A 22,941-nucleotide genomic window follows, 5' to 3' on the forward strand; every position below is an offset into this window, starting at 1 on the left:
AAATCCACTCCAAACTCTAATGATATGCTCCCAAATCGAACAACTGTTGATATTGCCAGTTACGTTCCTTGGCATTGTTGGCATTGGCATCAGCGAGTTCCGAGGTGTAGGTAGCAGCTTTGGCTGCGTAAGTAGCGGCATGTACCGCATGACTTGCAACATGGGCGGTTGCTGCGGCGTGACCGGCGGATCGGGCAGCAGCACATGCTGCAGCTTCAAGGATTTCTCGCGCAGCGGCATGGGCAGCAAACGCAGCAGTACGCGCTTCACTCATCGCGATCTCACCACGCGCCCAGGCACGTCCTGCTTCGATTGCTTGGCGAGGTCGGTTATCTGTCAGGTTCTTCTCCTCAAAATAGAAGAGTACATGCTCGGAACAGTCCGTAGCCCAAAGCACCAATGTTCGATGATCACACTTGCTCGCAAGCTCTGCAATCACCTTACTTATGTTTGTGTCTATGAACTTCACTTTCCCCATGGCCAATGTAATCCCCCTATATTAATTCCTATGATTAATCACTATTCTCATCCCAATATACTCTTTGGAGAATATTCCCGTCAAGGAATATTCACAAATAAAAATCGGATTAGTTCAGCAAACGCATAAGAATAAGGGACTTTTAAGTACGGTATACTTCACCAATGTATTATTCCGTTCCACATCCAGATTACGAACCTTATGTAGGTCCGCCCTCCTCCGGCATCACACCCTTACGAAATTGCAAGGGAGAGACGCCAGTCTGCTTTTTAAAAGCTGTACTAAAATAATGCTGGGTTTCATATCCGGTTCGTTCTGCTACTTCATATACGCTTATATCCGTAGAATGGAGCAGTTGTGCTGCCTTGCGAATACGGATTTGCGTCAGATAAGTGCCAAAGGATTCTCCAAGCTCCTGCTTAAACAAACGGCTGAGATATACTGGAGATGCTTGTAGTGTGGCTGCTATAAAGTCCAGTGTTAATCCACATTCGCTGTAATGCTCCAGCATGTATTGCTTTACTCTACGAACCATTGGAGATAATGGCACCTCTTTAGAGAGAGTCACTCTACACCGGCGATAGGCGGCGGCCAGTTCGGTAATATCCTCTTGTACTTGCTCTATGCCCACCTCAATCGCTATTTTCAGATTGGAGCGGACTTCCTGCTCGATTCTTGCCAGCTGACCTTCTGCCTCCCCATCCCAGAGAAGAATGATAATCAGACCGGACTGATCACGAAAAATCGCCAGCGGATACTCCTCCAGCAGCTCGGCTGTAATATTCTCAATCGCAAAGAGAAATAGCTGCCGCTCCTTCTCTTTCATACCTGACTGGTGCGCTTCCCATCTCCAGCGGAGAATACCAAGCAACTCAGGGCTACGGTTAGGCAATTGCAAGAAATTCAACTGCTCAAGGATCTCCTGTCGGCTGAGATTCCCATCCAACCATTCCTGGCAGAAGCGTTCCCGCAGCAGCGGGAAATTCTTGAGTATCTGTCGGGAAGCCTGCTGCAAATGCTGACTTGCTTGCTGCTCCTGCACCAATTGATCCCGAACCCCACGCAGCACCTGGGCCAGCTGCAACGGATCAGCCGGCTTTAGGATGTAATCATTCACCTGCAAGCGGATGGATTCCTGCGCATATGTAAATTCATCATGTCCAGTAATGACAATGATTTTGCACAATGGCAGCTGTTCTTTAAGTCTCTTCATTAACTCAATTCCATGCATGATCGGCATATTGAGATCAACGAGCGCAATATGCACCTGATGCTGAACCGCCAGCTCCAGCGCTTCTTCGCCATCCTCAGCTTCAGCCACTACCTGTAAGGATAACCCGGCCCAGTCTACACACTGTTTGATGCCTTCACGAATGATATCTTCATCATCGGCAATCAGTACCTTCCAGAATTCCATAGCTTCATTACCTCCATATCACATTATCCAGGCTCCCTATGCTATTCATAATCCTTAGAACCCTTATGTGTATTGCTGCTGTCACGGATCATCGGATGCTGCACGGTCACCACAGTTCCTACACCTAGCTCACTTTCAATATGGAGACCATAAGGCGCACCGTAGGTCAATCTTATTCGGGCCTGCACGTTTAGAATCCCGTAGCCACTACCTGCACTGTCCGGGATGGGCTGTTCGACTTCAGCAGCTTCACTCTCGCCTCCAACACTTTCGAGCTTGTGCTTCAGCATGGCAAGCCGTTCCGGCGGCATTCCCTTCCCGTTATCACGAACGGTCAAGAATAGATCTCCTTCTCGTTCAGCTACCTCTATGGAGATATGTCCCGGACCTCGCCGCTCTTTGATTCCATGATAAATGGCATTTTCAACCACTGGCTGAAGCAGTAGCTTGAGCACATACACCTCTTGGAGCTGTGGCTCTACCTCAATACTGTAAGCCAGCTTACTGCTATAACGGACATGCTGGATTTTTAAGTAACTAACGATATGCTCCAGTTCATCGGAGAGTGGAATAATATCACTGCCTTTACTTAATCCAAGACGGAACAGCTTCGATAGAGATTGAACTACCTCTGCTATATCCTCTGCTCCTCTGCTGCGGGCCATCCAATGAATCGTATCCAGCGTGTTATAGAGAAAATGCGGCTTAATATGCGCTTGCAGACTGCGCAGCTCCGCCTCCCGTTTCTGCCGCTCCTGCAGCTCTGAAAGCGACAATAAACGGCTAATCTGAGCTAACATTGTATTGAAGCTGCGGCCCAGCAGCCCAATCTCATCGGAACGATCTCCCCAATAACGAATCGTTAAATCACCCGATTGCGCCTTGCTCATAAAGGAAGCCAGTTGTCCGATCGGGCGGGAAATGGAATAGGCCAGATAGAAGGAGGCGGTCATTCCGAGCATACAAACCACAAATACAAAGGTGACGACATTAAAAGTAATCTCACGCACGCCATATGCCGATTCGTCCATCGGAAAAATACCCAGAGTCGTCCACCCAGTAAAGGGTGAAGTTCTGTAAATAAGCTGCAAATCCCGGCCGTCCACCTTCTCTGAAGTAATTCCTGAATTCTCGGTGAACAGCTCCACCGGTATATTCGTCATAAAAGGATGCTGCGGAGCGTAGATCATATCGCCGTTGTTGTCGACAACGGTAAGATACCCTGTTTTGCCTAACGTAACATCTCTGGCTTTCTCAGCAATGACCCTCAGCTTTAGATCGACGAGCACTACACCCTGAACGACCTGTGTCTCCGGGTCCACAATGGCTCTTACCGCAGAGACAACCTCGCTTTCCTGATAATCTACGTGGGACATCACAGCCCGGCCATAGGGATGCCCGATAATTTTGAAGATCCCTTTATTATCTACAGCTTCTTTATACCATTCCTCTTGGGTAAGACTAGTTCCCAGCCGGGAATACATTTCATTGCTAATGAAATCGCCTTTACTATTCACGAGCATGATGCCAGCGATCTCAGAACTTAAAGTGGTAAAGCCTTGCAGAAACTTTCGAATATTATATTCTGCCGATTCCCCATTAGCGGTCTCGTTCCCCGTCTGCTCCATATCCTTCATTTGACCGCTTAAAAAGGATTGCACGCCAGGATCAAATGAGATCAGATAGGTGACCTTCTGCAGGTTCTCCACATCATTCTCCAAGGCAGCATTAACTTTGCTGATCAGTTGCACCGTGTTCTGGTTGCTCTGATCCTCAACTATTCGGTCTACTGTCCAACCGATTAATAACCCAAGGCCTATTGATGGCAGAATGCTAATGAGCAAAAAATGTATAATCAGCTTATACCGGATAGGTAAATTATTGAACGCCAGCCGCTCCATTGTCAGTCTACTTGGCATAATAACTATCCACATTAGCCCGTGTAACTACATCTATCCCCGTGTCGACCAGATCAGGAACAGGTAGTGGCTTATGATTAGCATAGGCAGAGGGATCGGCAGCCAGATCTCGGTGAAGATGGAACAGCTCCATGAGTGACCAATACCCCATATTCCAGGTGCCTTGTGCCATTGTCGCCGCAATTTTCCCTTCCTTCACCAGATCCAGCGTCCCTTTATCCGTATCGAAGCTGATAATTTTGGGTGAATTACTGTTCCCCTTGTGAGCCTCTACGGCTTCTGCCACACCTATTCCCCCGTTCGACTCTGTCGCGAATATACCCGCAAGCTGCGGATACTGGGATAATATCTGTTCAGTAGCTGCTCTGGAAGCCACTTGATCCCCACGGCCATCCTTGACAGCTATGAGCTGCATTGCAGGATAGTCTGTCCTGATCGTGTCCCTGAAGCCGTCTGTGCGCTCCTGATGATTATGCTGATCTGGGGTGGTTATGATTGCAACTGCGCCCTTTGCTCCTGTCAGCTCTGCCATTTTGCGAGCAGCCTCTATTCCAGCATCATAATTATCCGTCCCCAGAAAAGAATATGCTTTACTATCAGGTGCCCCCGAGTCAAATAACACGACAGGTATACCACTTTCCACCGCTTTATTGATGGTAGCTGTCAGCAGCTTGGAATTCACAGCAGAGATGGCGATGCCCGCGGGTTTTTTGGCGATAACCTGCTCTAATACTGTCATTTGTTCGTTGGCGTTATGTTGGGTAGACCCATGATATTCCACGGATATATTCAGTTCCTCAGCGGCATCCTCGAAGCCCTTGAGCACACTTTTCCAATAATCGATTCCACTTTGAAAAGTGACCATAACATAGGTGTCCTCTATATTCCCCCGCAATCCAGCCGTCTCCCACGGATCTGTTGTATTCGCCTGCTGCAGCTTATAATTCAGTACATATACCAGAAACATTCCGATCAACAGAGCATACACAAACCACAACTTCTTCAATATGTAACCCCTTTCATAAAGAGTTATAAAAAATTTACTGCAAAGCCCACTTAAAATAGCAGGCTTTGCGAGTAATTGTCTCCTTCTAGCAGGTCATACTCCACTAATCTGTAATCATCGAGCAAGGCCTGCTGTGCAGCAGTCAAATTAGATATAATACCGGAAGTACCGATTAGCACACTTTTGCTTAATCCGGGAATCTCCGCCTTCACTTTCTCCAGGAGCTTGTAGTATGCAGGCAGTTTTAGTCCTGTCAGTTGAAATACTGTGGGTCCAATGTAGGCAGGACTCATCGTACCGAGGGATTGCTTGCCAATATCATAATTTGCCATATAGAGCAGTTTCGTTTCATGCTTCTCTCTTGGGTTGCTGTCCCAGCCTGCTTGAGTGTATATTCCTGCTGATAATGCTGGCAGATGGTCTCCCCAGAAGACCACAAGGGTTGGCCGCTGAATCGTCTGGAGCTGCTCGCTCAAATAGGACAATGCTTCATCCGTAAGCTTAGTATCCTGCACATAAGTTTCAAGCTCGTCTTTCTGCGCAGCCTGCACACCCTCGACTGTAATTGTATTTGGCCCATTCAGTCCTTTAACGAAGGGAAAATGATTCTGCATCGTAATTAAATGCAAAAACGTAGGCTGCTCTGAGGCCTTCAGTTCTTTGACTGCCTCCTGAACAGCCGACATATCGGATATATATCCATTTGGCGTGATCCGTCCGGCATTCTGAAGGTCCTTCTGACTCGTAAAGCGGTCAAATCCAAGGATTGGATAGACCCGGTTACGATTATAAAACGTCTCATCAAAAGGATGAAGCGCCAGTGTTTGATAACCCCGCTCTTTGAGGATGCTCACTATTGACGGCAGCGAGGACATTTTCACAATTCTTTGCTGATAGGGAATCGAACCATCCTTCAAAAAATACATCGACATTCCCGTTAGCGCCTCAAACTCAACGTTAGCCGTGTTTCCACCAAATTCGGGGGATAGTAGAAATCCTGAGGGCGTTTCCTTCTCCTCTTGATGGATAAACGTTAGCGGGTCCGCACTCATTGTAAAAGTCGGCATACGTGTCGGATCAAAAAAGGCTTCGTCCATCATATACATAATGTTCGGCTGCTCCGCTGTTTGGTAGCTTGCGGCGATATCTGGCAGCGCACTATATTTCTCAGCAATTTGCGTTATAGCTTCCCGGCTGTAACCCTCCGGTTCCTCCATCAGATTCTGTTTCAGGTTACCTGTAAAAGCAAACACAAATCCGTTCTGTGTATAGTTTACCTTTTGATTCCAAAAGATATTCTGATACTGAATAGAAGAGGCAAGTGTATATTGACCTCCAACCATCAGGACAAATCCGGTAATCATAGCCAAGGACAGAGTTGTAAAAAAGATCCGCAGCGGCAGCCGGATTCTGATCTTCGGAAGTTTAGTTAGGATATAAATCAGTCCCGCAATCACAACAACCGCCAGTGTAACCACCAACGGCGAAATCATTCCTTTGGTAATTCGGAGCATTTCTCCGGTATTCTTGACTAGCAATAAATCCCAAGGGAATAGTGGTTCTCCTGTTGTGAGCAGCTTCTTATAATCGGTAATACCCAGCAGAACACAAGCCAGAACTGTAACCAGTGGACCTGTATATATATTAGGCAAAAGCGCAGCAAATGCAAGTAGAACGAAGAAGAAGAATAGACTGCCAAACACATATAACCAGTAAAACTCTGAAATCCAGTCAAAAACACTCCATACATTCATATCGAATGAGGCGGCCTGCAAGAAGAAGTTTAACAAAAATCCGCTAAACAGCAGGGTAAGCAGTAATAACCCCAAACGCTTGTTACGAAATAAATGACCCACCTAAATCCTCTCCAATCTTTACTAAACGACTATTATACGCTATTTTGCTTAAAGCCACATTAAAAAGGGAGCCAGAAATAATCTCTGCCCCCCATATCATGCAATTATCTTGTCTAGCCTTCAATATCCTATTTCACGTATATCCGTGCGCGCTCTTCCCAATATTCTCCAGGCTGCAGACTGAACAATCCGATATCCTCTGCCGGAATATCTACGTTTGGCGCATTTACCAGATTAATTTGCGGCTCTGGACAGAAGAAGCCTTCTGTGGCACCGTTGTTCCAGATCATCCACTGTTTGTACGAGGTTCCCACATCATAGACAAGGGTTACACCTGCCTTGCTATCTGTCAGTTCCATCCGGTTGCGGCCGTTCTGGGGTACTGCTGTATAATGGTTGTCCATAGCTCCATAAAAAGGATTCACGCCTTCACCCTGCAGCAGTAATTCCTCCGGCTGCAGCTCCTGGAAAGCTCCTGTAGGCAGCATCCGATCATTCAGTTCCCAGCGTTCACCGATTGTACACTTCACGCGATAGTCCTGGGCAGTACTGCCCGGTGCGAACGGAGCATTCACTGCCGTATGGAAAGCTAGCAGGCAAGGCATCACGTCGTCTCCGTCATTGTGCACCAACAGCTGTTGGGACAATCCACCTGCACCAAGGCTATAACGCAGTTTAACTGTATACTTGTGCGGCAGAAAAGCGTAAGATGGATGATTCTCATCCACTTTAATGGTAACGGTTACGAAACTTTCGGTAAGGCCGCTGCCAAACTCTTCAACCTCCCAGGCTGCTGTATGTAAGAAACCGTGCAGATGGTTGCCCGTTGCAACTTCATTTACCGGGAACTGATAGGTTTGGCCATTCCAAGGAAATTTGCCATCCTCGTAACGGTTTGGAGGGAATAATACAGGAATACCATGAATGCCCGGACTTGCTTTGAAGGCTTCCATCCCTTCTGCCCCCGGCTCGTGCAGAAAACGGTAACCGTTTTCGGTATCGCGGAAGCAAATCAGATTGCCGCCGATGCCTGGCAACACCGCCGCTTCATAGCGTCCGGCTTTTAGCCAGATCGCAGCTTCCCCTTCATATTGACCTTCAAATGCTGTAATCGTCATAATATAGTCATTCTCCCTTCAACAACTCAAAATAACTCTCCACTTGATAGATTACCACATCTTCCCCAATGGCAACATGGCATTTTTACAACTGTTCCACTTCTACGCTCATTACATGCTCGATCTGCTTCACATCATAATAGATTTCCGTGGCATAATCCCGATCAGGTGCAGACAGAACCATATCAATCATTTGTCTTCCATCATCCAGATCTTTAATCTTCATCCGGCGGATCGAACGGGCTGGGCCTCTAGATTTTCTGTTCTCAGTAGTTTTACGTTTCTCAATCTTCTGAATGACCTCAGTCAGCACAAAATTGGCCTCCATAATAATTTTGACCGAAACCTCATGCTTATTCAGCACCTGAGGACCTATCGATCGAATCAGATGTGGCACCACATTCACCGCGAACATCAGCAGAATAACCGCATAAGACGACTCAACGTAAAATCCGGCGCCAATCGCTATCCCAATCCCCGATGCTGTCCAGATCAGTGCAGCAGAGGTGAGTCCGGAAATAGCATCACCGCCCCTGCGCAAGATTACACCTGCACCCAGAAAACCGATTCCACTCACAATCTGTGCAGCGAGTCGCATAGGGTCCATATTAGGATTCTGCGAACCAAATTTATCATATGCACTTATCGAGACTATCGTCACGAGACAGCTCGCGATACTAATGACCATACTGGTTCGAATACCCAGCGGTTTCTGTTTAATCTGCCGGTCTATACCGATGAACAGTCCGAACAGCATGGCCAACAGCAATTTCATTAAAGATTCTACATGTAAATCCATTATATGGCCTCCCTTCTTCACAGATAGTCTATTATAACGGAAAACTGTGGGAATGATTAGCTAATTTTTTTCAAAGTTAGAGAGTAGCATTTAAATAAAACGGATTACTTCCTCATCGAATGCTTTCGTAGCCCGTTCGGCTGCGCATAGCGATGGGGAAATAACCCGCTTCACAATATAAAGATTATTCTATGCAAGACCGCCGTCGATTAGTAGTAGATGAAGTCACCCATGCAGCAACGACTCTGCGCCGTCACAGTAGATTTCGGTGCCCGTAATATGATCCGAATCCTCGGAAGCCAGGAACAAGGCCAGCTTCGCGACCTGATCGGGACGTCCGGGTCCTTCCTCCAGTGGCTGTCCCCCCTTCGGAAATTCAACAGGAATCTGCACTTCCTTGAGATCCTCGGAAGGGTACGTATTATCATCAATATTCGTCGAAATCGCACCAGGACAGATCGCATTTACGCGAATTTTGTATTGAGCCAGTTCCAGAGCCGCCATTTTCATAAAAGCAACCTGTCCCGCCTTGCTTGTACTGTAGGCGGAGAAGCCAATGTTTGAAAATACCCGATTTCCGTTAATGGAGCTGTTAATCAGAATACTTCCGCCACTCGTTTTAAGATGCGGGATGGCATACTTCACGGTCGCAAAGGTCCCCCGCAAGTTGATGTGTATCGTCTGATCCCAGGCCTCGATATCCATAGTTTCAATCGGTGTCATGGCACCGTTAATCCCCGCATTGGCAAAAACAATATCAAGCCGCCCCCATTGGGCAGCGGCCTGCTTTACGGCTGCTTCTACCTGCTGCGGTTCAGCAATGTCACACTCAATCACGACGGCTTGCCCACCTTCTTCTTCCACCTGCTGCCTGACCTTCTCCGCATTCTCCACCGTACGGTCGAGCATAATTACCTTGGCACCGTTTCTCGCGAATTCAAGTACTGTAGCCCGTCCAATACCGGAGCCACCACCTGTGACGATGGCAACCTTGTCCTTCAGCTTCTGATTCGTCATTTTGTAATAACCTCCTTCACGATATGCATGCTTTCCAGTTAAGTTCTTTCCTTAACCTTACCCTCGCATACGGGAAGATGAATCGGATATTAACCGTAGAGATTACTCTTTGTCCGCAGCACTTGTGCTAGATAAGCTAACGTCAGCCCTTGGCCCCAGCCTTGAATCCGTTTCTTCGGCACCTGCCGGTAGCCGTCAATATCATTCATGACAGCCGTCCCTGCGGAGACATCGGTAACGGTGCCGTCTTCTTTGATCTTTGACAAGATCCCTTGAAGCGCAAGGTTAGAATATTTGTTATATAAACGTCCCTGCATCAACACTGCGGTGGCAATCCCTGCCGAAGCGGAGGTTTCCAGATAAGAGGATTCATCATCCAGTACAGTATGCCACAAGCCTTCAGGTGATTGCAGACGAACGAGCGCTGCCAATTGATCGCGGAGCGAGCCTTCTATAATCATGAAGGAAGGATGGGTAACTTCAACCAACCGCAGTGCTTTAGCCATGGTTAGCGCAGCCCAAGAGTTCCCGCGTGCCCAATACATCCCGGACATATTGTTCTGATTCACATGATCCCAGCCGTGATAATACAGGTTCGTATCCGGATTCTGCAGAAATTGCTCATGACCGTGGTATTGGGCCAGACCATCCTCGATATATTCGCGATTATTCAGCACATAGCCGATACGCAGCAAATAATAACCAGCCATAAACATCGTATCGACCCACGCCTGCTGAGGAAATACATAACTAAGGGAGTTCACTGTATGCTGAAAAATTCCATGGGCAAACCGCTCAGCTTTGCCACGCAAGAATTCTGCCATTTCAATCGCTATATCCAAGTAATTCTGATCTCCAGTCGCTTCGTATAGAGTCAACAGACAATGTCCGATGGATATCCCGTTAACGGAAAGCTTCGGCAGCCCTTCGGCCAAATTCTCGTCTACCCAGGTCTTTAGCGCGATGAGATACTCTTCCTTGCCTGTCGCTTCATAAGCTTCACATACGCCATAAAAAGCTACACCGCCCGGCCAATCCCATGAAAAATCCATGCGGAGAGTACGGTCTACAACACGATCAATTGTTTTTTGAATTTGTTCTTCATCAAAGATAAAAGCTGGCATGCTGCTTACACCTCTTTCTTAAAAATAAATACTACAACGTTATTCCCCTTGGCGCAGATGAATCAATAGATCATGTAATCCGGCTTCACGGATTCCTTCCACCACAAGTTCTGCCAGCAGACGTGCTCCTTTAATCTGAAAATGAGTATTATCCTGCACTCCAGCCGGGTGATGAATATATTCACCGGGATAGCTCCACATGAACAATTCCTTCGACCCTTCTGGACCATAAGCTTCAAAAAGCTTGCGGCTCTTCTGCTCCAGATCAATCAGCGGCACCTGCTCCGTTTCGGCCAATTCCTTCATGGCACTCAGATAATCCCCATGGCTGTCCAGAATTCGACCTTCCGAGTTGAACCTTCTCCGGTGTACCGATGTTACAAACACTGGATACGCCCCCGCATTCCTAGCCGCTGACAACAGCAGCCGTAAATGTTCTTGGTAGGTAGAAAAAGGCTTGGTATGACGGGCTTCATCGCCCTTGGAATCGTTATGCCCAAACTGGATGAACAGATAATCCCGTGGCCTGATTTCTGCTGAAATAACCTTTAAATGCCCTTCCTCGATAAAGCTCTTCGAGCTTCGCCCAGATAACGCCCGATTATCTACCGCAACGCCAGCTTTGAAGCTGAGTGGCAGCAGCTGCCCCCAGCCTGCATAAGGGTAACCGGCCTCTCCTTGATCTGTCACCGTAGAATCACCTGCCAAATACAGAACTAGCGCTTCAGTATCTGGTAGAATCTCCAGCGCATTTATCCGCGGTGCAGAGCCGGAGAAAGACAGCCGCAGCTGCCCATCCCTAATCCGCATCGAGAAGGATTCCCGCAACCATTGTCCGGCCGGAACATTTATCGGGTCCAGCACGAACTTTCCGTTTCCGGCGCGGATAACCGTGTTGGTATCTGCAAGAACGTCACCCAGAAGCAGCGTTATCCGGTAAATCCCATCGGGCAAATCCACCAGAAACACGGCTTTGTGCGGAATGCAGAAATCATTCCGCAAAGAATCATTTCCTCCTCTAAAGCGTCCGAATACAGACGAATCAGGTGTGAAGCCATATCCACGCTCCAAGGTGTACAGCGTGTCCGGCTGCACTTTGGTATAGCCAGGTTCTGCTGCCTCAAGGCCAAAATCAAAAGAATAGGATTCCAAATTCAGCCGCACCTTTCTAAAGAGATTAACCTTTTAACCCACTGGTGCTGATTCCATCCACAATTTGTTTTTGGAAAATAAAGAAAATCAGCATAACCGGCATAAGGCTGAGTACAGACATGGCGAACATTGGTCCCCAATTGGATACAGATTCACTGTCCAGGAACATTTTCAGTCCCATAGAAACCGTGTATTTGGAAGGGGAGTTCAGGTAGAGTACCGGTCCGAGCAAATCCTCCCAACGCCAGTAGAAGGAAAAGATAGCCGCTGTCGCCATAGATGGGCGGATCAGTGGAAGAATGATTTTGAAATACAGCCGGAATTTGCCGCAGCCGTCAATCGTAGCCGCCTCATCCAGTTCTACCGGAATCGTCCGGATGAATTGCAGCATCAGAAAGGTAAAGAAAGGTACACCGAAGAATTGGGGAATAACGATCGGGCGAATACTGTCTAACCAGTTCAGCTTGGTATAAATAATGTATTGTGGCACGAGCACCACATCCGAAGGAAGCATTAACGTCATCATCATCAGGCCAAACCATAACCCATGGCCTACAAATTTGTTGCGGGCAAAACCGAAGGCGACCAATGAAGAGGAAAAGACCGCTCCGAAAGAGGCTATGATCACAATCACAAATGAATTCTTAATGAAGACACCGAATGAGTAACCAGCGACGCCTTCCCAGCCTTTGGCGTAATTGCCCCAATCCCATGGATGAGGGAACAGCTGCTGAGCAGTAACCATTACTAGGCGGCTTTCTTTAAAAGAACTCATGATCATCCACAGAATCGGGTACAACATCACTATGGCGAGTCCACCGATGAGAATATGGTACAGCGGCCATTTAATTTTTAATTTCGTCATGGCTTATTTTCCACCTCCCGATTCGTAGAAGACCCATGATTTGGATGTCTTGAATAAGATACCTGTCATGATACCGATCAACAACAGCATGACCCATGCCATCGCTGAAGCATATCCCATGTTATTGAACATGAAGGCCTGACGGAACAAATAGAGGGAATACAGCATTGTTCCATCCATTGGACCGCCCTCACCCTTGGATATAATATAGGCCGGTACAAAGGTCATAAAGGCGCTGATCGTCTGCATCACCAGGTTAAACAGAATGACTGAACTAAGCAATGGCAGGGTGATCTTGAAGAACTTCCGGAAAAAGCTGGCCCCGTCAACACTGGCCGCCTCATACATTTCGCCGGGAATATTCTTCAGACCTGCCAGGAATATCAGCATGGAGGAGCCGAACTGCCATACAGACAACGTGATCAGCATAAACAGTGAAGCGCTTGGGTTACCGAACCAGCTTACGGGTCCAAGACCAAAGAAACCGAACAATCCGTTAATAATTCCAGTATCGCTAAAAATATTACGCCACATGATCGAAACTGCGACACTGCCGCCGATAATGGAAGGCAGGTAATAGACCGTGCGGTAGGCACCAACCATCCGCGATTTCGTATTGAGAATCATTGCCACGAACAAGGCAAAGCCAAGTCTCAATGGCACACCGATAAATACATACAGAAAAGTTACCTTTAAGGAATGCAGATATTTCGGGTCATTCGTAAACATTTTGGTATAATTGTCCATCCCCACCCAGTGGGGTGGGGAGAACAGATTATATTTGGTAAAAGACAGATAAAGTGAAACAATCATTGGCACCAGTGTAAAGCAGAGAAAACCGATTACGAACGGACTAATAAAAGCGTAACCTGTCAGATTTTTCTTCAGCATATGATTAAATGTTTTCTTCTTCTTATACATTATCGGATTCGTAGAAATAGGGTTGCTAACAGCCAAGGTTCTCCATCTCCTTCTCTAATTTGTGTGAATCACAGTATGGCCCGCTTCTCTATTACCGGCTTCCGAGAATAGCATTTGCTTCTTTACGGAACTGGGCAGCAGCGGCATCCGGCTTAATCTGTCCAAAATTCATCTGCTCAGCAAGGTCAGTCAGCAGTGCCACAACTTCAGGCGATCCAACTGGAGGACTCATCGGAGATGTTTTCGGTTCCATATCAGCTACGAACTGGAATACCTGCTTACCGGAATCTGATAATTCTGTTGTAAGGGCTTCTTTGATTTTGCTGGAAATCGGTACGCCACGTTCGCCTTTAATCAATTTATTGGCTTCGACGTTATTCGTCCAGAAGTCAACGAACTTAGCGGCTTCTTCTTTAGCCTTGGAGTTTGCGGTAATGGACCAGTACATACTAGGCTGCATATACAGACCTTTTTCCATATCCGGGCCAGGCATTTGCGCCAGCGCCATTGGGCGGTTAACCGCAATTTGCAAGGCTACGTACTGATTCGACCATTGCCACATGCCTATGCCGGTTGATTTCACGACATCTGTTTCTTCAATAACACCCTTGGTCTGGCTCAGTTTATCCTGACTTGGAACGGCTCCAGCCTCAATCAAACCAGATAACATTCCAAAAAACTCACTGAACATCGCGTCATCTTCATAACCTAGTGCAGTTCCATCCGTATTATAAAGAGACAATCCTTTGGTCCGCAGATAATAATTGAAGAAGACATCCGCAGCCATTGAGCTATCCATGTACAAGCCTGCTGCTTTTGCTTTCGTAGCTATTTCCTTGTATTGATCCCAAGTCCAGTTCTCCGGTATGGAATCCACACCAGCTTTCTTCAACAGTTCCGGATCATATTGAAAACCAAGCACGTTTACGCCAAGCGGAACTCCATACTGCTTGTCACCGATTTTACCAGTAGCCAGCACGTTCTCATTGACATCAGCAACCTGGATTTGTTTATTCAGATAAGGAGTCATATCTTCCAGTTGTCCGTTAGATCCATATTGGTTGATATAGGAAACATCCATTTGGACGATATCGGGTAGACGATTCGCAGCGGCTTGTGGGGCCAGCTTCTTCCAGTAATCATCAAAGGATGCATATTCAGGCTCAATGGTTACATTCGGGTTCGCCGCTTCATACATGTCAATAACTTGCTGTGTATAAGAATGTCTTGTATCCCCGCCCCACCAAGCGATGCGCAATGTCACTGGTTCTGTCGAACTTGTGGCAGCCGGTGCATTAGTTGCAGCAGCGTTTGCTCCCGCATCTGTTGGAGCTGCATTGTTGTTATTCCCTCCACCACAGCCTGACAGCATGGATAAGAGCAATGGGATCGCTAATAAAGAATATCTTTTTTTCAAGTTCAAATCTCCCCTTTTTGATGCGATTTTAGAAAGCCGCCTCTTTCATTGTTAGCGCTTCCATGTATAGAATCTTCTCAAATTTTCAGTCATTGGTGAATACAAAAAACCGTTATGTTTGTGCAATAATCAGTTCGATTGCGGCTTCATAAAGTCGGTTGGAGTCTTTCCTGTCACTTTTTTGAAGACTTGACTGAAATACTGGGCATTGCCGCCGAAGCCAAAAATTTCAGCCAACTCGAATACCTTCACATCCCCGCTGCGGATAATATGCTCTGATGCCTTGGTGATTCGATAATTGGTAACGTAGTTGGAAAACTTCTCACCCGTCACCTTTTTGAAAATTTTCCCGAGATAATCAGAATTCATGTACAGCATTTCAGCAGCGACGGAACCTAGTGACAGCTCCGAATTCTGGTAATCCTCGGCAATGATCCGCAGCATTTTGTCCACGATAGAGGATTGACGAGACATGAAATGGCGGTCATATATTGCTGTCAATTGGGCTGCCACCTGTTTGACATATACTTTAAGACCACATAACGTCCCAAGTTCAGCAAGCTCCGCCATCCCGGCGGTGAAAGCAGTTCTTTCTTCCGGGAGGCACAATCTGATCATTGCGGAATACAGCTGCAGGACGTATGAACGGGTCACATTGATATCGAAACGCTGTGCAGAGAGCACACCAAATAGTCGTTCCAGCTCAAGATCCACGGCTTCTTTATCCCCAGCCTTGATTAGCTGGCAGATTTCCTCTTCCTCCAAATCAATCTCATGCCCTTCATTCAGCTCATCAACAGGAATATCACGCCCGGTAATGAGACTGCCAGCATCCAAATAGAAGCGATGATTCATACATTGCAAAGTCTGCCGGTACAGCCTGCGTGAATGAATCATTCGATCGGCGTCGCTAACCGCAATGGTCACATCTATTTTATAAAATTCGCAAAAAATCTCTCTGACTTCACCGATACGAGTTAGTAGGGTGTCACTATTGGCAGTATCCTCCACATGCTCTAGTAATATTAGCAAATGGCTACCTATCGTAGCACTCAGCAATACCTCTTGCAGCATATCTTGGGCGATATTTTGCAGGGCGAATAAATGCTCATATTCGTAGGAATCCTCAAGTCTAAATAGAATCAACCGAACAATCTTGCCGTTTAGTTCAATCCCGAACAAGTCCTGGTAATATTCAAGATCATGGCTTCCATAGGTTTTGTTCGAAATCCATTCCTTCAGAAATTGTTCCTTCACATGGGGAAGAACCTTGGTCAGACGTTGCTTCATCCCGCTGACGAATAGTTCCCGATTCTCTAGTTCCTCCAACTCCTGTACCAGCTCAACCAGCGCATCATGAATCTGATTTTCGTTACAAGGCTTTAGCAGATAATGCTTAACCCCATGCTGCATGGCTGTTCGCGCGTAGTCGAAATCCTTATAACCGGTCAGCATGACGAATTTCACCTCTGGAAAGCGCTCGCTGCAGCGCTGCACCAATCCCAACCCATCCAGACCGGGCATAGCAATATCTGTGATGACAATCTGCGGACGCAAAGACTCTATTTTATCCAACGCTTCAAGGCCATTTCGAGCGGTGCCGACTAACTCCACCCCAGCTTTCTCCCAATCCACAACCTGTGACATCCCCTCCAGAATCAGGCGTTCATCATCCACGAGTAGCAATCTATACATTCTCAACCTCTCCTCTCAAATAGGGAATGCGCACATGAATTGTCGTTCCTTGCCCGGGTATACTTTCAACAACCGTGCCCCATTCCTGGCCAAAAACCAGTTGAATCCGTTCCGTAATATTTGCTAATCCAATCCCTTCACCGCGGGTCTGAATTCTGCCCTGCTGCAATGCGCTGATGAACTCAGCCGTCATCCCTTGGCCATTATCGCTCACTTGCAGATCTAATCCATATTCTAGGGGCACGACCGTAATTGAAATCGTACAAGGCTCAATATTCGGTTCAAGCGCATACCGAATTGCATTCTCAATCAGTGGCTGCAAGGTCAACTTCGGAATACGCGCATCCTGAAATTGAAGAGGGATATCCATATGAAAGTCCAGTCTCTCCTCAAACCGGGTCTTTTGAATGGTGACATAGCTCTGAACGATACTTAGCTCCTTCTCAAGTGTGATCAACGGGTCCTTGAGGCCAATAGAGCTGCGCAGCAAGTAGCCTAGTGCTTCCACCATCTCGGAAATTTTGGACTGCTGATTCATTTTGGCCAACCAGTTAATAGATTCAAGCGTATTGTACAAAAAATGTGGATTTATCTGTGCTTGCAGCGCTTTGAGCTCAGTCTCCCGAATAATAAGCTGCTTCGAATAATTCTCATCAATAAGCTCTCTAATCCGACGAATCATCATTTTGAAGGTCCGGTTCAGTTGACTTACTTCGTCTTGTGCTGTTTGTGAGACCATACCTAGCGCCTGCTCCTCCAGATTATCCAGATCGCCCATTTCAATCTTCCTCATCCGATCGGTCAGCTTCGAGATTGGACGTACAATGCTACGAGCGAACCGATAACCTAACAGCAATCCAAGTAGAAGAAGACAAGCAAAGATTACGACTACCAGTCTTTTGACCACTGAAATTTGTTGGAACATCCCATTAAACGGAGTCGCATTAATATAAGTCCAGTCCATGTAAGAAGATTTAGTCTTGGCTACAAAATAGGTCCCGCTGTCATAGCTTGCCGTACGATATACCTCAGGACGCCCGATCTCTCTAGCAAGCTCCTGCGGCATAAGAATCGAATTCTCAGGGTAAATCGCCAGCCCGGTTTGGGCATCGGCGACAATTAGCTGGCCTTTACTCGTGGTAGAATCCGTATTATCAGCAATAATCCGATCAATTCGAATGCGTATGACCAGCGTCCCGAGGTTATCCAGCGTGAAGGTTGAACCTGTGTAGGACTTGATCTGCCGGACAGCCAACAGCGAGTTTTTAGTACCTTGGTTGTACCATACATTACTGCCGCCGGCTTCCATGGCAAGTGGCTTCAGCTGATCCTGAAGGGCTTGCGACACTCCCTCTCGATTGCCAGCTGTCATCACTCCATCACCGGCATCCATCAGCATCATAGAATAAACATATTTCTCCGCACCGGCAAAAGCCACCAATCGGTTGATGATCTTGTTATTCAGAACCTGTCTTTCATAAGGTTGAGGATTGTTACGCAACTGGCGCAGGCATTGTTGAATCTGTTCATCTGACACTACCGTAAAGGATAACTGCTCTAATTCCCGCAGTTCACTTTCAATGCTGATCGATGACATCCCTAAGATCTCTGATGCCTTCTCGTAAATCTGTTGATCGTATATTCGGTACACATACTGAAGGACAGTCAGTGAGATAAAGAAGGAAAGCAACAACAAGAAACAGATCAGCATTATCATTTTATTAAATATTCCTGAATTATTGTAAGCGCTCTTATTTCTGCGTATCATCAGCATTACCACTCTTCTTTCTAGCAGGATTGAATACTGCATTAATTATTAATTATTTCACTTTAACATAATTCAGTATAGAGTTTTGTGAAATTAAGCACCAAAAAGGCTTGAACATGTTCTCTGAGATCAGACAACATGTCCAAGCCTTTATAATACCTGCCCCTAAAGTTTATGCACTAACCAAGCATCATTCGATCATCCGCCAGCTTATGTCCGCTGATCGTTTCGAATTCACCTAGCAAGCGCTCTACGGTCAGATCTTTCTTGCGGGTTTCATCAATATCAAGCACAACGGTTCCTTTATCCATCATAATTAGCCGGTTGCCCAAACGGATCGCCTGCTCCATATTATGTGTAACCATCAGTGTAGTCAGCTTTAACTCACGAACAATGGATTCAGTCAGCTTCGTGATCAGTTCTGCACGAGAAGGATCAAGTGCCGCAGTATGTTCGTCCAGCAGTAGAATCTGCGGCTCTGTAAAAGTAGCCATCAGCAGGCTGAGCGCTTGTCTCTCCCCGCCGGACAACAATCCCACCTTAGCGCGCAGACGATTCTCCAGACCGATACCCAGGCGATTCAGTTGCTCACGGAACATCATGCGCTTCGCTGCGGATACGCCAAAGGCAAACCCTCTATTCTTGCCGCGCTTATAAGCCATCGCCAGGTTCTCTTCAATCGTCATATGTGGTGCCGTTCCAGCCATAGGGTCCTGAAAGACTCGGCCAATCCAGCGGCTGCGTTGATATTCCGCCAAATGGCTAATTGAACTACCTTCCACACGGACATCTCCCAGATCCGGCTTCATGACACCAGAAATAATATTCATTAGTGTTGATTTTCCAGCGCCATTGCTGCCAATTATAGTAACAAAGTCACCGGAAAGAAGCTCCAGATCAATGCCGAGCAAGGCTATCTTCTCATCGGGTGTACCAGGATTAAATAGCTTGGAGACGTTATCGAGCTTTAACATCGACCGCACCTCCATTCTTCTTGATTAGAGCTAGTTCAGCCAATTCAGCCGTCCGCTTGCGTCCCGAACTTCTCTGCTTGAAATAGCGCTGAATCGATGGGAATACAAGCGCGATTATAACGATGATAGCAGTTATAAGCTTTAGGTCTGAAGCCTGTAGCCACTCCACGCGTAAGGCCAGCGCTACCACGATCCTGTAAACGATAGAACCTAGCACCACTGCCAATGTAGCACGGAATACATTACCAGATCCGAACACGGCTTCACCAATAATTACGGAAGCTAAACCAATTACAATCATCCCTACACCCATCGAGGCATCAGCAAATGTAGAATATTGAGTAATCAGTGCCCCCGACAGCGCAACTAATCCGTTGGACAAGCTAATTCCCAATATAGTCGTATTGTCCGTATTCACCCCAAAACTGCGAATCATCCGCGCATTGTCGCCTGTCGCCCGCAATGACAATCCGAGATCGGTTCGCAGGAAAAGATCCATTAGCACCTTTACCGCTAGAACTATAAATGGCATGACCAGCAGTGGATTTATCGAAGTGAACAATGTGAGATCACCCATAAGCGACACATTAGGCTTGCCGCCCAAAATCCGCAAATTAATGGAATAGAGCGCAATCATCATTAGAATACCCGACAGCAGTCCATTGATCTTACCTTTGGTATGCAGCAAGCCTGTACACATGCCAGCCGCCATACCACCAGCTACCGCAGCCAACGTAGACAGCAAGGGTGAATAACCGTGTGTAATCATTACCGCGGCAATAGCGCCACCGGTGGTGAAGCTCCCATCCACAGTTAAATCGGGGAAATCTAAAATGCGAAACGTAATATACACGCCTAAAGCCATAAATGAATATAGCAGGCCCATTTCAACTGCTCCAAGCAATGAATCTATCATAGGTGACTTCCTCCTTCAAGCGACAGGGGACATCCTCTTAGGAATTGCCCCCTTATATCCTGTCTTATTGAATAATATTGTTGGTTGGGTCGGCAACTTCTGCCTTCATGGCGTCAGTTACTTCAATTCCTTGCTCCGTTGCTGCTTTCAGGTTAAGAATAAGATCCAGCTTCTCTTGCATGGTTACTTTCATATCTCCTGGATTCTTGCCGTTCTTTAATACTTCTACAGCCATTTGTCCGACTTGGTAGCCGTGATCGTAGTATTTGAAACCCACGGTTGCAAAAGCGCCTTTCTCTACCGTATCGCGGTCACTGGAGAAGAACGGGAGCTTGTTGGCATTTGCAGTTTGGATAATAGTATCCACACCACTTACCACCGTGTTATCCAGCGTGATATATAAAGCATCTACGCGGCCTACGAGAGATTCAGCTGCTTGTTTCACTTCTGAGGTGTTCGTAATAGGAGCCTTCACAAGCTCAATACCATGCTTGTCGAGTGCTGCCTTAGCTAAATCCGCCATGACAACCGCATTGGCTTCACCTTCATTGATAACCAGACCAAGCTTCTTTACATTTGGGAACTGGGTAGCAATGAAATCCATCAATTGCGTAATCGCTGCTGGGTTCGTATCAGAAGCACCGGAGACGTTGCCACCCGGATGTTCCAGATCAGTCACAATCTTAGCGTCCATCGGGTCCGTTACAGCTGCAAACAGAATCGGTGTTTTTTTATCTACATTCTGCACAACAGCCTGAGCTGATGGAGTGGCAATGGCCAGTACCAGATCATTATCATCAGCGGCAATCTTCTGGGCAATGGAAAGGTTGTTGGCTTGATCAGCCTGTGCATTCTCAAGATCTACTTTGAGGTTCTCTCCTTCAACAATACCCGCATCCTTCAAAGCGGCTAGAAATCCCTCACGCGTCGCATCCAGTGACGGATGTTCTACATATTGCGAAATAGCAATTTTGTAGGATTTGGCTTCTGTATTCGTTGCTGCTGTAGCCTCTGCCTTATTGCCAGCGTTTGCTGTATTTCCTGTGTTAACTGCTGCATTATTATTATTGCCACAACCCGCTGCTACCAGCATCAAGCACATACTTAAACCAACCCAAATATTTTTTCTTTTCATGAGAAAACCCCTTTTCGTTTACAGTATTAGCGCTTGTCTAGAAGTGAGCGATGCAGCATTGGCGCTTTCATTTGGGAAAGCATTAAAGCATAAGCTCACACGATGCTCACATAAACACTAGCAAATCTATTAAACTTATATTATATAAAGGTTGTTTATCCGTCAATCCTTTATCACCCCTCAACATATTACAATATCCGCACATTAACGATCCCAGCTATGAGAAACTCCTGTATTTTTTACATAGATTTCCTATTCCTGCTTTACATAAAAAAAGCCCCTCTGCACAAACTTTACTTAAAGTTTGAATTGGGAGCGTGTCCGATGCCAAAATATGAAATGAAGCTGTTAAGCGTGTCTGCCTTAATACTAACTGTTGCACTGTCAAGTACAGGCTGCAGCTATTCCAAACCCGCTCAGACTCCTAAAGTAAACTCAATAACTCCCGCAGGTGCCTATGCGTTAAGCTATTATGAGAAATCCCCCATCACCGACAAAGAGGGCAAGTATTGGATTCCGCTGAAACCGGCCGTTGCTTCTATAGGATATCGGATGAAAGATGATACGGCTAACGGAGGTAATGTTAAAGTAGGGTATAGCGATGTTATGTTCATGCTGCATCCTGGCTCTAAACAAGCTACCTCTCTCGGCCAAAAGCTTACTCTGCCTGATTCTCCTGAGCGTCGTAAGGGTGAAATCTACATTACACCCAGAGCATTATCCAAATTATTGCAAACCGAGGTCGGCTGGAACAAAAGCTCTGGCGAAATCAACATTGTCGCACCAACGGATAAGGATACGACATTGAAGATACAGCAGACTGATGAGGCAAAACCTTTTCGTGTTCAGAACTTATCTGCCGCAGATAGTCAGGAATTAGTTGCTTATGCGAAGAAATACCTTGGTGTACCCTATGATTTCGGTGCAGGCCCTTATGAGGAAACTAAAAAGTTCGACTGCTCTACCTTTACAAGACATGTATACAAAAAGTTCGGTGTAGATCTGCCACGCCTCGCCAAGGATCAGGACAATCTGGGAAAACGTGTTAGCCGGAATGAACTTGTAACAGGTGATCTTATATTTTTCACCGTGCCCGGTCGTTTCAAGAGTGACGCCATCCCGGGACATGTCGGCATTTACATTGGAAATGGACAATTTATCCACACTTGGGGTGACCCTGGAGTTCAGATCAGTGATCTGGACAGTGGCTATTGGAGTAACGTAATTCTGCATATGCAACGTATTCTTTAAACTTTCCATCTCGGCGTACCTTGAAGATTGCTGGGACACCCACCGTTCTATTGAACAATCCGTAAATAGGAGTTTGGAGAAATGCTCCGCGAACGGAACGTTGCGTAAGTAGC

19 protein-coding genes are annotated in these 22,941 nt (G+C 46.6%); 1 reads left to right on the plus strand and 18 read right to left on the minus strand.

All coding sequences use genetic code 11. The features are described from left to right. Window positions 1-16 precede the first annotated feature (16 nt). The 18 genes from GJB61_RS05455 to GJB61_RS05540 form a co-directional block, all read right to left on the minus strand. Complete coding sequence (locus tag GJB61_RS05455) at window positions 17-478, minus strand: putative immunity protein (RefSeq protein WP_229521491.1); 462 nt, start codon at window positions 476-478, stop codon at window positions 17-19. Window positions 479-677: 199 nt separating this feature from the next. Next, the gene (locus GJB61_RS05460; protein ID WP_154117466.1) at window positions 678-1,895 is read right to left on the minus strand and encodes a response regulator; all 1,218 of its coding nucleotides are present in this window, start codon (window positions 1,893-1,895) and stop codon (window positions 678-680) included. Window positions 1,896-1,936: 41 nt separating this feature from the next. Beyond that, the gene (locus GJB61_RS05465) at window positions 1,937-3,814 is read right to left on the minus strand and encodes a cache domain-containing sensor histidine kinase (RefSeq protein WP_154117467.1); all 1,878 of its coding nucleotides are present in this window, start codon (window positions 3,812-3,814) and stop codon (window positions 1,937-1,939) included. Beyond that, entirely contained in the window at window positions 3,804-4,820 is a 1,017-nt protein-coding gene (locus GJB61_RS05470; RefSeq protein ID WP_154117468.1) for a substrate-binding domain-containing protein, read from the minus strand. Before GJB61_RS05470 ends, GJB61_RS05465 begins: the two co-directional genes overlap by 11 nt. Before the next feature lie 50 nt (window positions 4,821-4,870). Beyond that, window positions 4,871-6,676, minus strand: a complete 1,806-nt coding sequence (locus GJB61_RS32335) for a sulfatase-like hydrolase/transferase (protein ID WP_154117469.1) — start codon at window positions 6,674-6,676, stop codon at window positions 4,871-4,873. Window positions 6,677-6,804: 128 nt separating this feature from the next. Further along, window positions 6,805-7,794 (minus strand): aldose 1-epimerase, encoded by a 990-nt coding sequence (locus GJB61_RS05480; protein WP_154117470.1) that lies wholly within the window; start codon window positions 7,792-7,794, stop codon window positions 6,805-6,807. Between the two features lie 85 nt (window positions 7,795-7,879). Beyond that, a complete protein-coding gene (locus GJB61_RS05485) occupies window positions 7,880-8,593 on the minus strand; it encodes an MgtC/SapB family protein (protein WP_154117471.1) in 714 nt (237 codons plus the stop codon). A 225-nt stretch (window positions 8,594-8,818) separates the two neighbouring features. Next, window positions 8,819-9,610, minus strand: coding sequence for an SDR family oxidoreductase (locus tag GJB61_RS05490; protein WP_154117472.1), 792 nt, complete (start codon window positions 9,608-9,610; stop codon window positions 8,819-8,821). 89 nt (window positions 9,611-9,699) lie between these two features. After that, window positions 9,700-10,734 (minus strand): glycoside hydrolase family 88/105 protein, encoded by a 1,035-nt coding sequence (locus GJB61_RS05495; RefSeq protein ID WP_154117473.1) that lies wholly within the window; start codon window positions 10,732-10,734, stop codon window positions 9,700-9,702. 39 nt (window positions 10,735-10,773) lie between these two features. Continuing rightward, window positions 10,774-11,886 (minus strand): rhamnogalacturonan acetylesterase, encoded by a 1,113-nt coding sequence (locus tag GJB61_RS05500; protein ID WP_154117474.1) that lies wholly within the window; start codon window positions 11,884-11,886, stop codon window positions 10,774-10,776. A 25-nt stretch (window positions 11,887-11,911) separates the two neighbouring features. Further along, a complete protein-coding gene (locus GJB61_RS05505) occupies window positions 11,912-12,751 on the minus strand; it encodes a carbohydrate ABC transporter permease (protein WP_154117475.1) in 840 nt (279 codons plus the stop codon). Between the two features lie 3 nt (window positions 12,752-12,754). Beyond that, on the minus strand, window positions 12,755-13,642 hold the full coding sequence (locus tag GJB61_RS05510; RefSeq protein ID WP_420819733.1) for a carbohydrate ABC transporter permease: 888 nt from the start codon (window positions 13,640-13,642) through the stop codon (window positions 12,755-12,757). Window positions 13,643-13,763: 121 nt separating this feature from the next. Further along, window positions 13,764-15,089 carry an ABC transporter substrate-binding protein gene (locus tag GJB61_RS05515; protein ID WP_420819731.1) on the minus strand — a complete coding sequence of 442 codons (1,326 nt, stop codon included), beginning with the start codon at window positions 15,087-15,089 and terminating at the stop codon, window positions 13,764-13,766. 129 nt (window positions 15,090-15,218) lie between these two features. Continuing rightward, window positions 15,219-16,784, minus strand: a complete 1,566-nt coding sequence (locus GJB61_RS05520; RefSeq protein WP_154117476.1) for a response regulator — start codon at window positions 16,782-16,784, stop codon at window positions 15,219-15,221. Next, complete coding sequence (locus GJB61_RS05525; RefSeq protein WP_154117477.1) at window positions 16,777-18,552, minus strand: sensor histidine kinase; 1,776 nt, start codon at window positions 18,550-18,552, stop codon at window positions 16,777-16,779. Before GJB61_RS05525 ends, GJB61_RS05520 begins: the two co-directional genes overlap by 8 nt. A gap of 179 nt (window positions 18,553-18,731) precedes the next feature. Continuing rightward, window positions 18,732-19,526: an ABC transporter ATP-binding protein gene (locus GJB61_RS05530; protein WP_154117478.1), complete on the minus strand. Its 795-nt coding sequence runs from the start codon at window positions 19,524-19,526 to the stop codon at window positions 18,732-18,734. Next, window positions 19,510-20,442 carry an ABC transporter permease gene (locus tag GJB61_RS05535; RefSeq protein ID WP_154117479.1) on the minus strand — a complete coding sequence of 311 codons (933 nt, stop codon included), beginning with the start codon at window positions 20,440-20,442 and terminating at the stop codon, window positions 19,510-19,512. Before GJB61_RS05535 ends, GJB61_RS05530 begins: the two co-directional genes overlap by 17 nt. A 64-nt stretch (window positions 20,443-20,506) precedes the next feature. Then, window positions 20,507-21,577: an ABC transporter substrate-binding protein gene (locus tag GJB61_RS05540; RefSeq protein WP_154117480.1), complete on the minus strand. Its 1,071-nt coding sequence runs from the start codon at window positions 21,575-21,577 to the stop codon at window positions 20,507-20,509. 324 nt (window positions 21,578-21,901) lie between these two features. Between GJB61_RS05540 and GJB61_RS05545 the strand changes: the two genes are divergently transcribed. Beyond that, on the plus strand, window positions 21,902-22,828 hold the full coding sequence (locus tag GJB61_RS05545; RefSeq protein WP_154117481.1) for a C40 family peptidase: 927 nt from the start codon (window positions 21,902-21,904) through the stop codon (window positions 22,826-22,828). Window positions 22,829-22,941: the final 113 nt, after the last annotated feature.

Origin of the sequence: Paenibacillus monticola, from assembly GCF_009664975.1 — a bacterium.
Taxonomy (GTDB): domain Bacteria; phylum Bacillota; class Bacilli; order Paenibacillales; family Paenibacillaceae; genus Paenibacillus_AQ; species Paenibacillus_AQ monticola.

Excerpts from the sequence above, each read along its gene's own strand:
- GJB61_RS05455 (WP_229521491.1), bottom strand. The coding sequence starts at position 478 with ATGGGGAAAGTGAAGTTCATAGACACAAACATAAGTAAGGTGATTGCA.
- GJB61_RS05460 (WP_154117466.1), bottom strand. The coding sequence starts at position 1,895 with ATGGAATTCTGGAAGGTACTGATTGCCGATGATGAAGATATCATTCGT.
- GJB61_RS05465 (WP_154117467.1), bottom strand. The coding sequence starts at position 3,814 with ATGCCAAGTAGACTGACAATGGAGCGGCTGGCGTTCAATAATTTACCT.
- GJB61_RS05480 (WP_154117470.1), bottom strand. The coding sequence starts at position 7,794 with ATGACGATTACAGCATTTGAAGGTCAATATGAAGGGGAAGCTGCGATC.
- GJB61_RS05485 (WP_154117471.1), bottom strand. The coding sequence starts at position 8,593 with ATGGATTTACATGTAGAATCTTTAATGAAATTGCTGTTGGCCATGCTG.
- GJB61_RS05490 (WP_154117472.1), bottom strand. The coding sequence starts at position 9,610 with ATGACGAATCAGAAGCTGAAGGACAAGGTTGCCATCGTCACAGGTGGT.
- GJB61_RS05495 (WP_154117473.1), bottom strand. The coding sequence starts at position 10,734 with ATGCCAGCTTTTATCTTTGATGAAGAACAAATTCAAAAAACAATTGAT.
- GJB61_RS05505 (WP_154117475.1), bottom strand. The coding sequence starts at position 12,751 with ATGACGAAATTAAAAATTAAATGGCCGCTGTACCATATTCTCATCGGT.
- GJB61_RS05510 (WP_420819733.1), bottom strand. The coding sequence starts at position 13,642 with ATGCTGAAGAAAAATCTGACAGGTTACGCTTTTATTAGTCCGTTCGTA.
- GJB61_RS05520 (WP_154117476.1), bottom strand. The coding sequence starts at position 16,784 with ATGTATAGATTGCTACTCGTGGATGATGAACGCCTGATTCTGGAGGGG.
- GJB61_RS05525 (WP_154117477.1), bottom strand. The coding sequence starts at position 18,552 with ATGATACGCAGAAATAAGAGCGCTTACAATAATTCAGGAATATTTAAT.
- GJB61_RS05530 (WP_154117478.1), bottom strand. The coding sequence starts at position 19,526 with ATGTTAAAGCTCGATAACGTCTCCAAGCTATTTAATCCTGGTACACCC.
- GJB61_RS05535 (WP_154117479.1), bottom strand. The coding sequence starts at position 20,442 with ATGATAGATTCATTGCTTGGAGCAGTTGAAATGGGCCTGCTATATTCA.
- GJB61_RS05540 (WP_154117480.1), bottom strand. The coding sequence starts at position 21,577 with ATGAAAAGAAAAAATATTTGGGTTGGTTTAAGTATGTGCTTGATGCTG.
- GJB61_RS05545 (WP_154117481.1), top strand. The coding sequence starts at position 21,902 with ATGCCAAAATATGAAATGAAGCTGTTAAGCGTGTCTGCCTTAATACTA.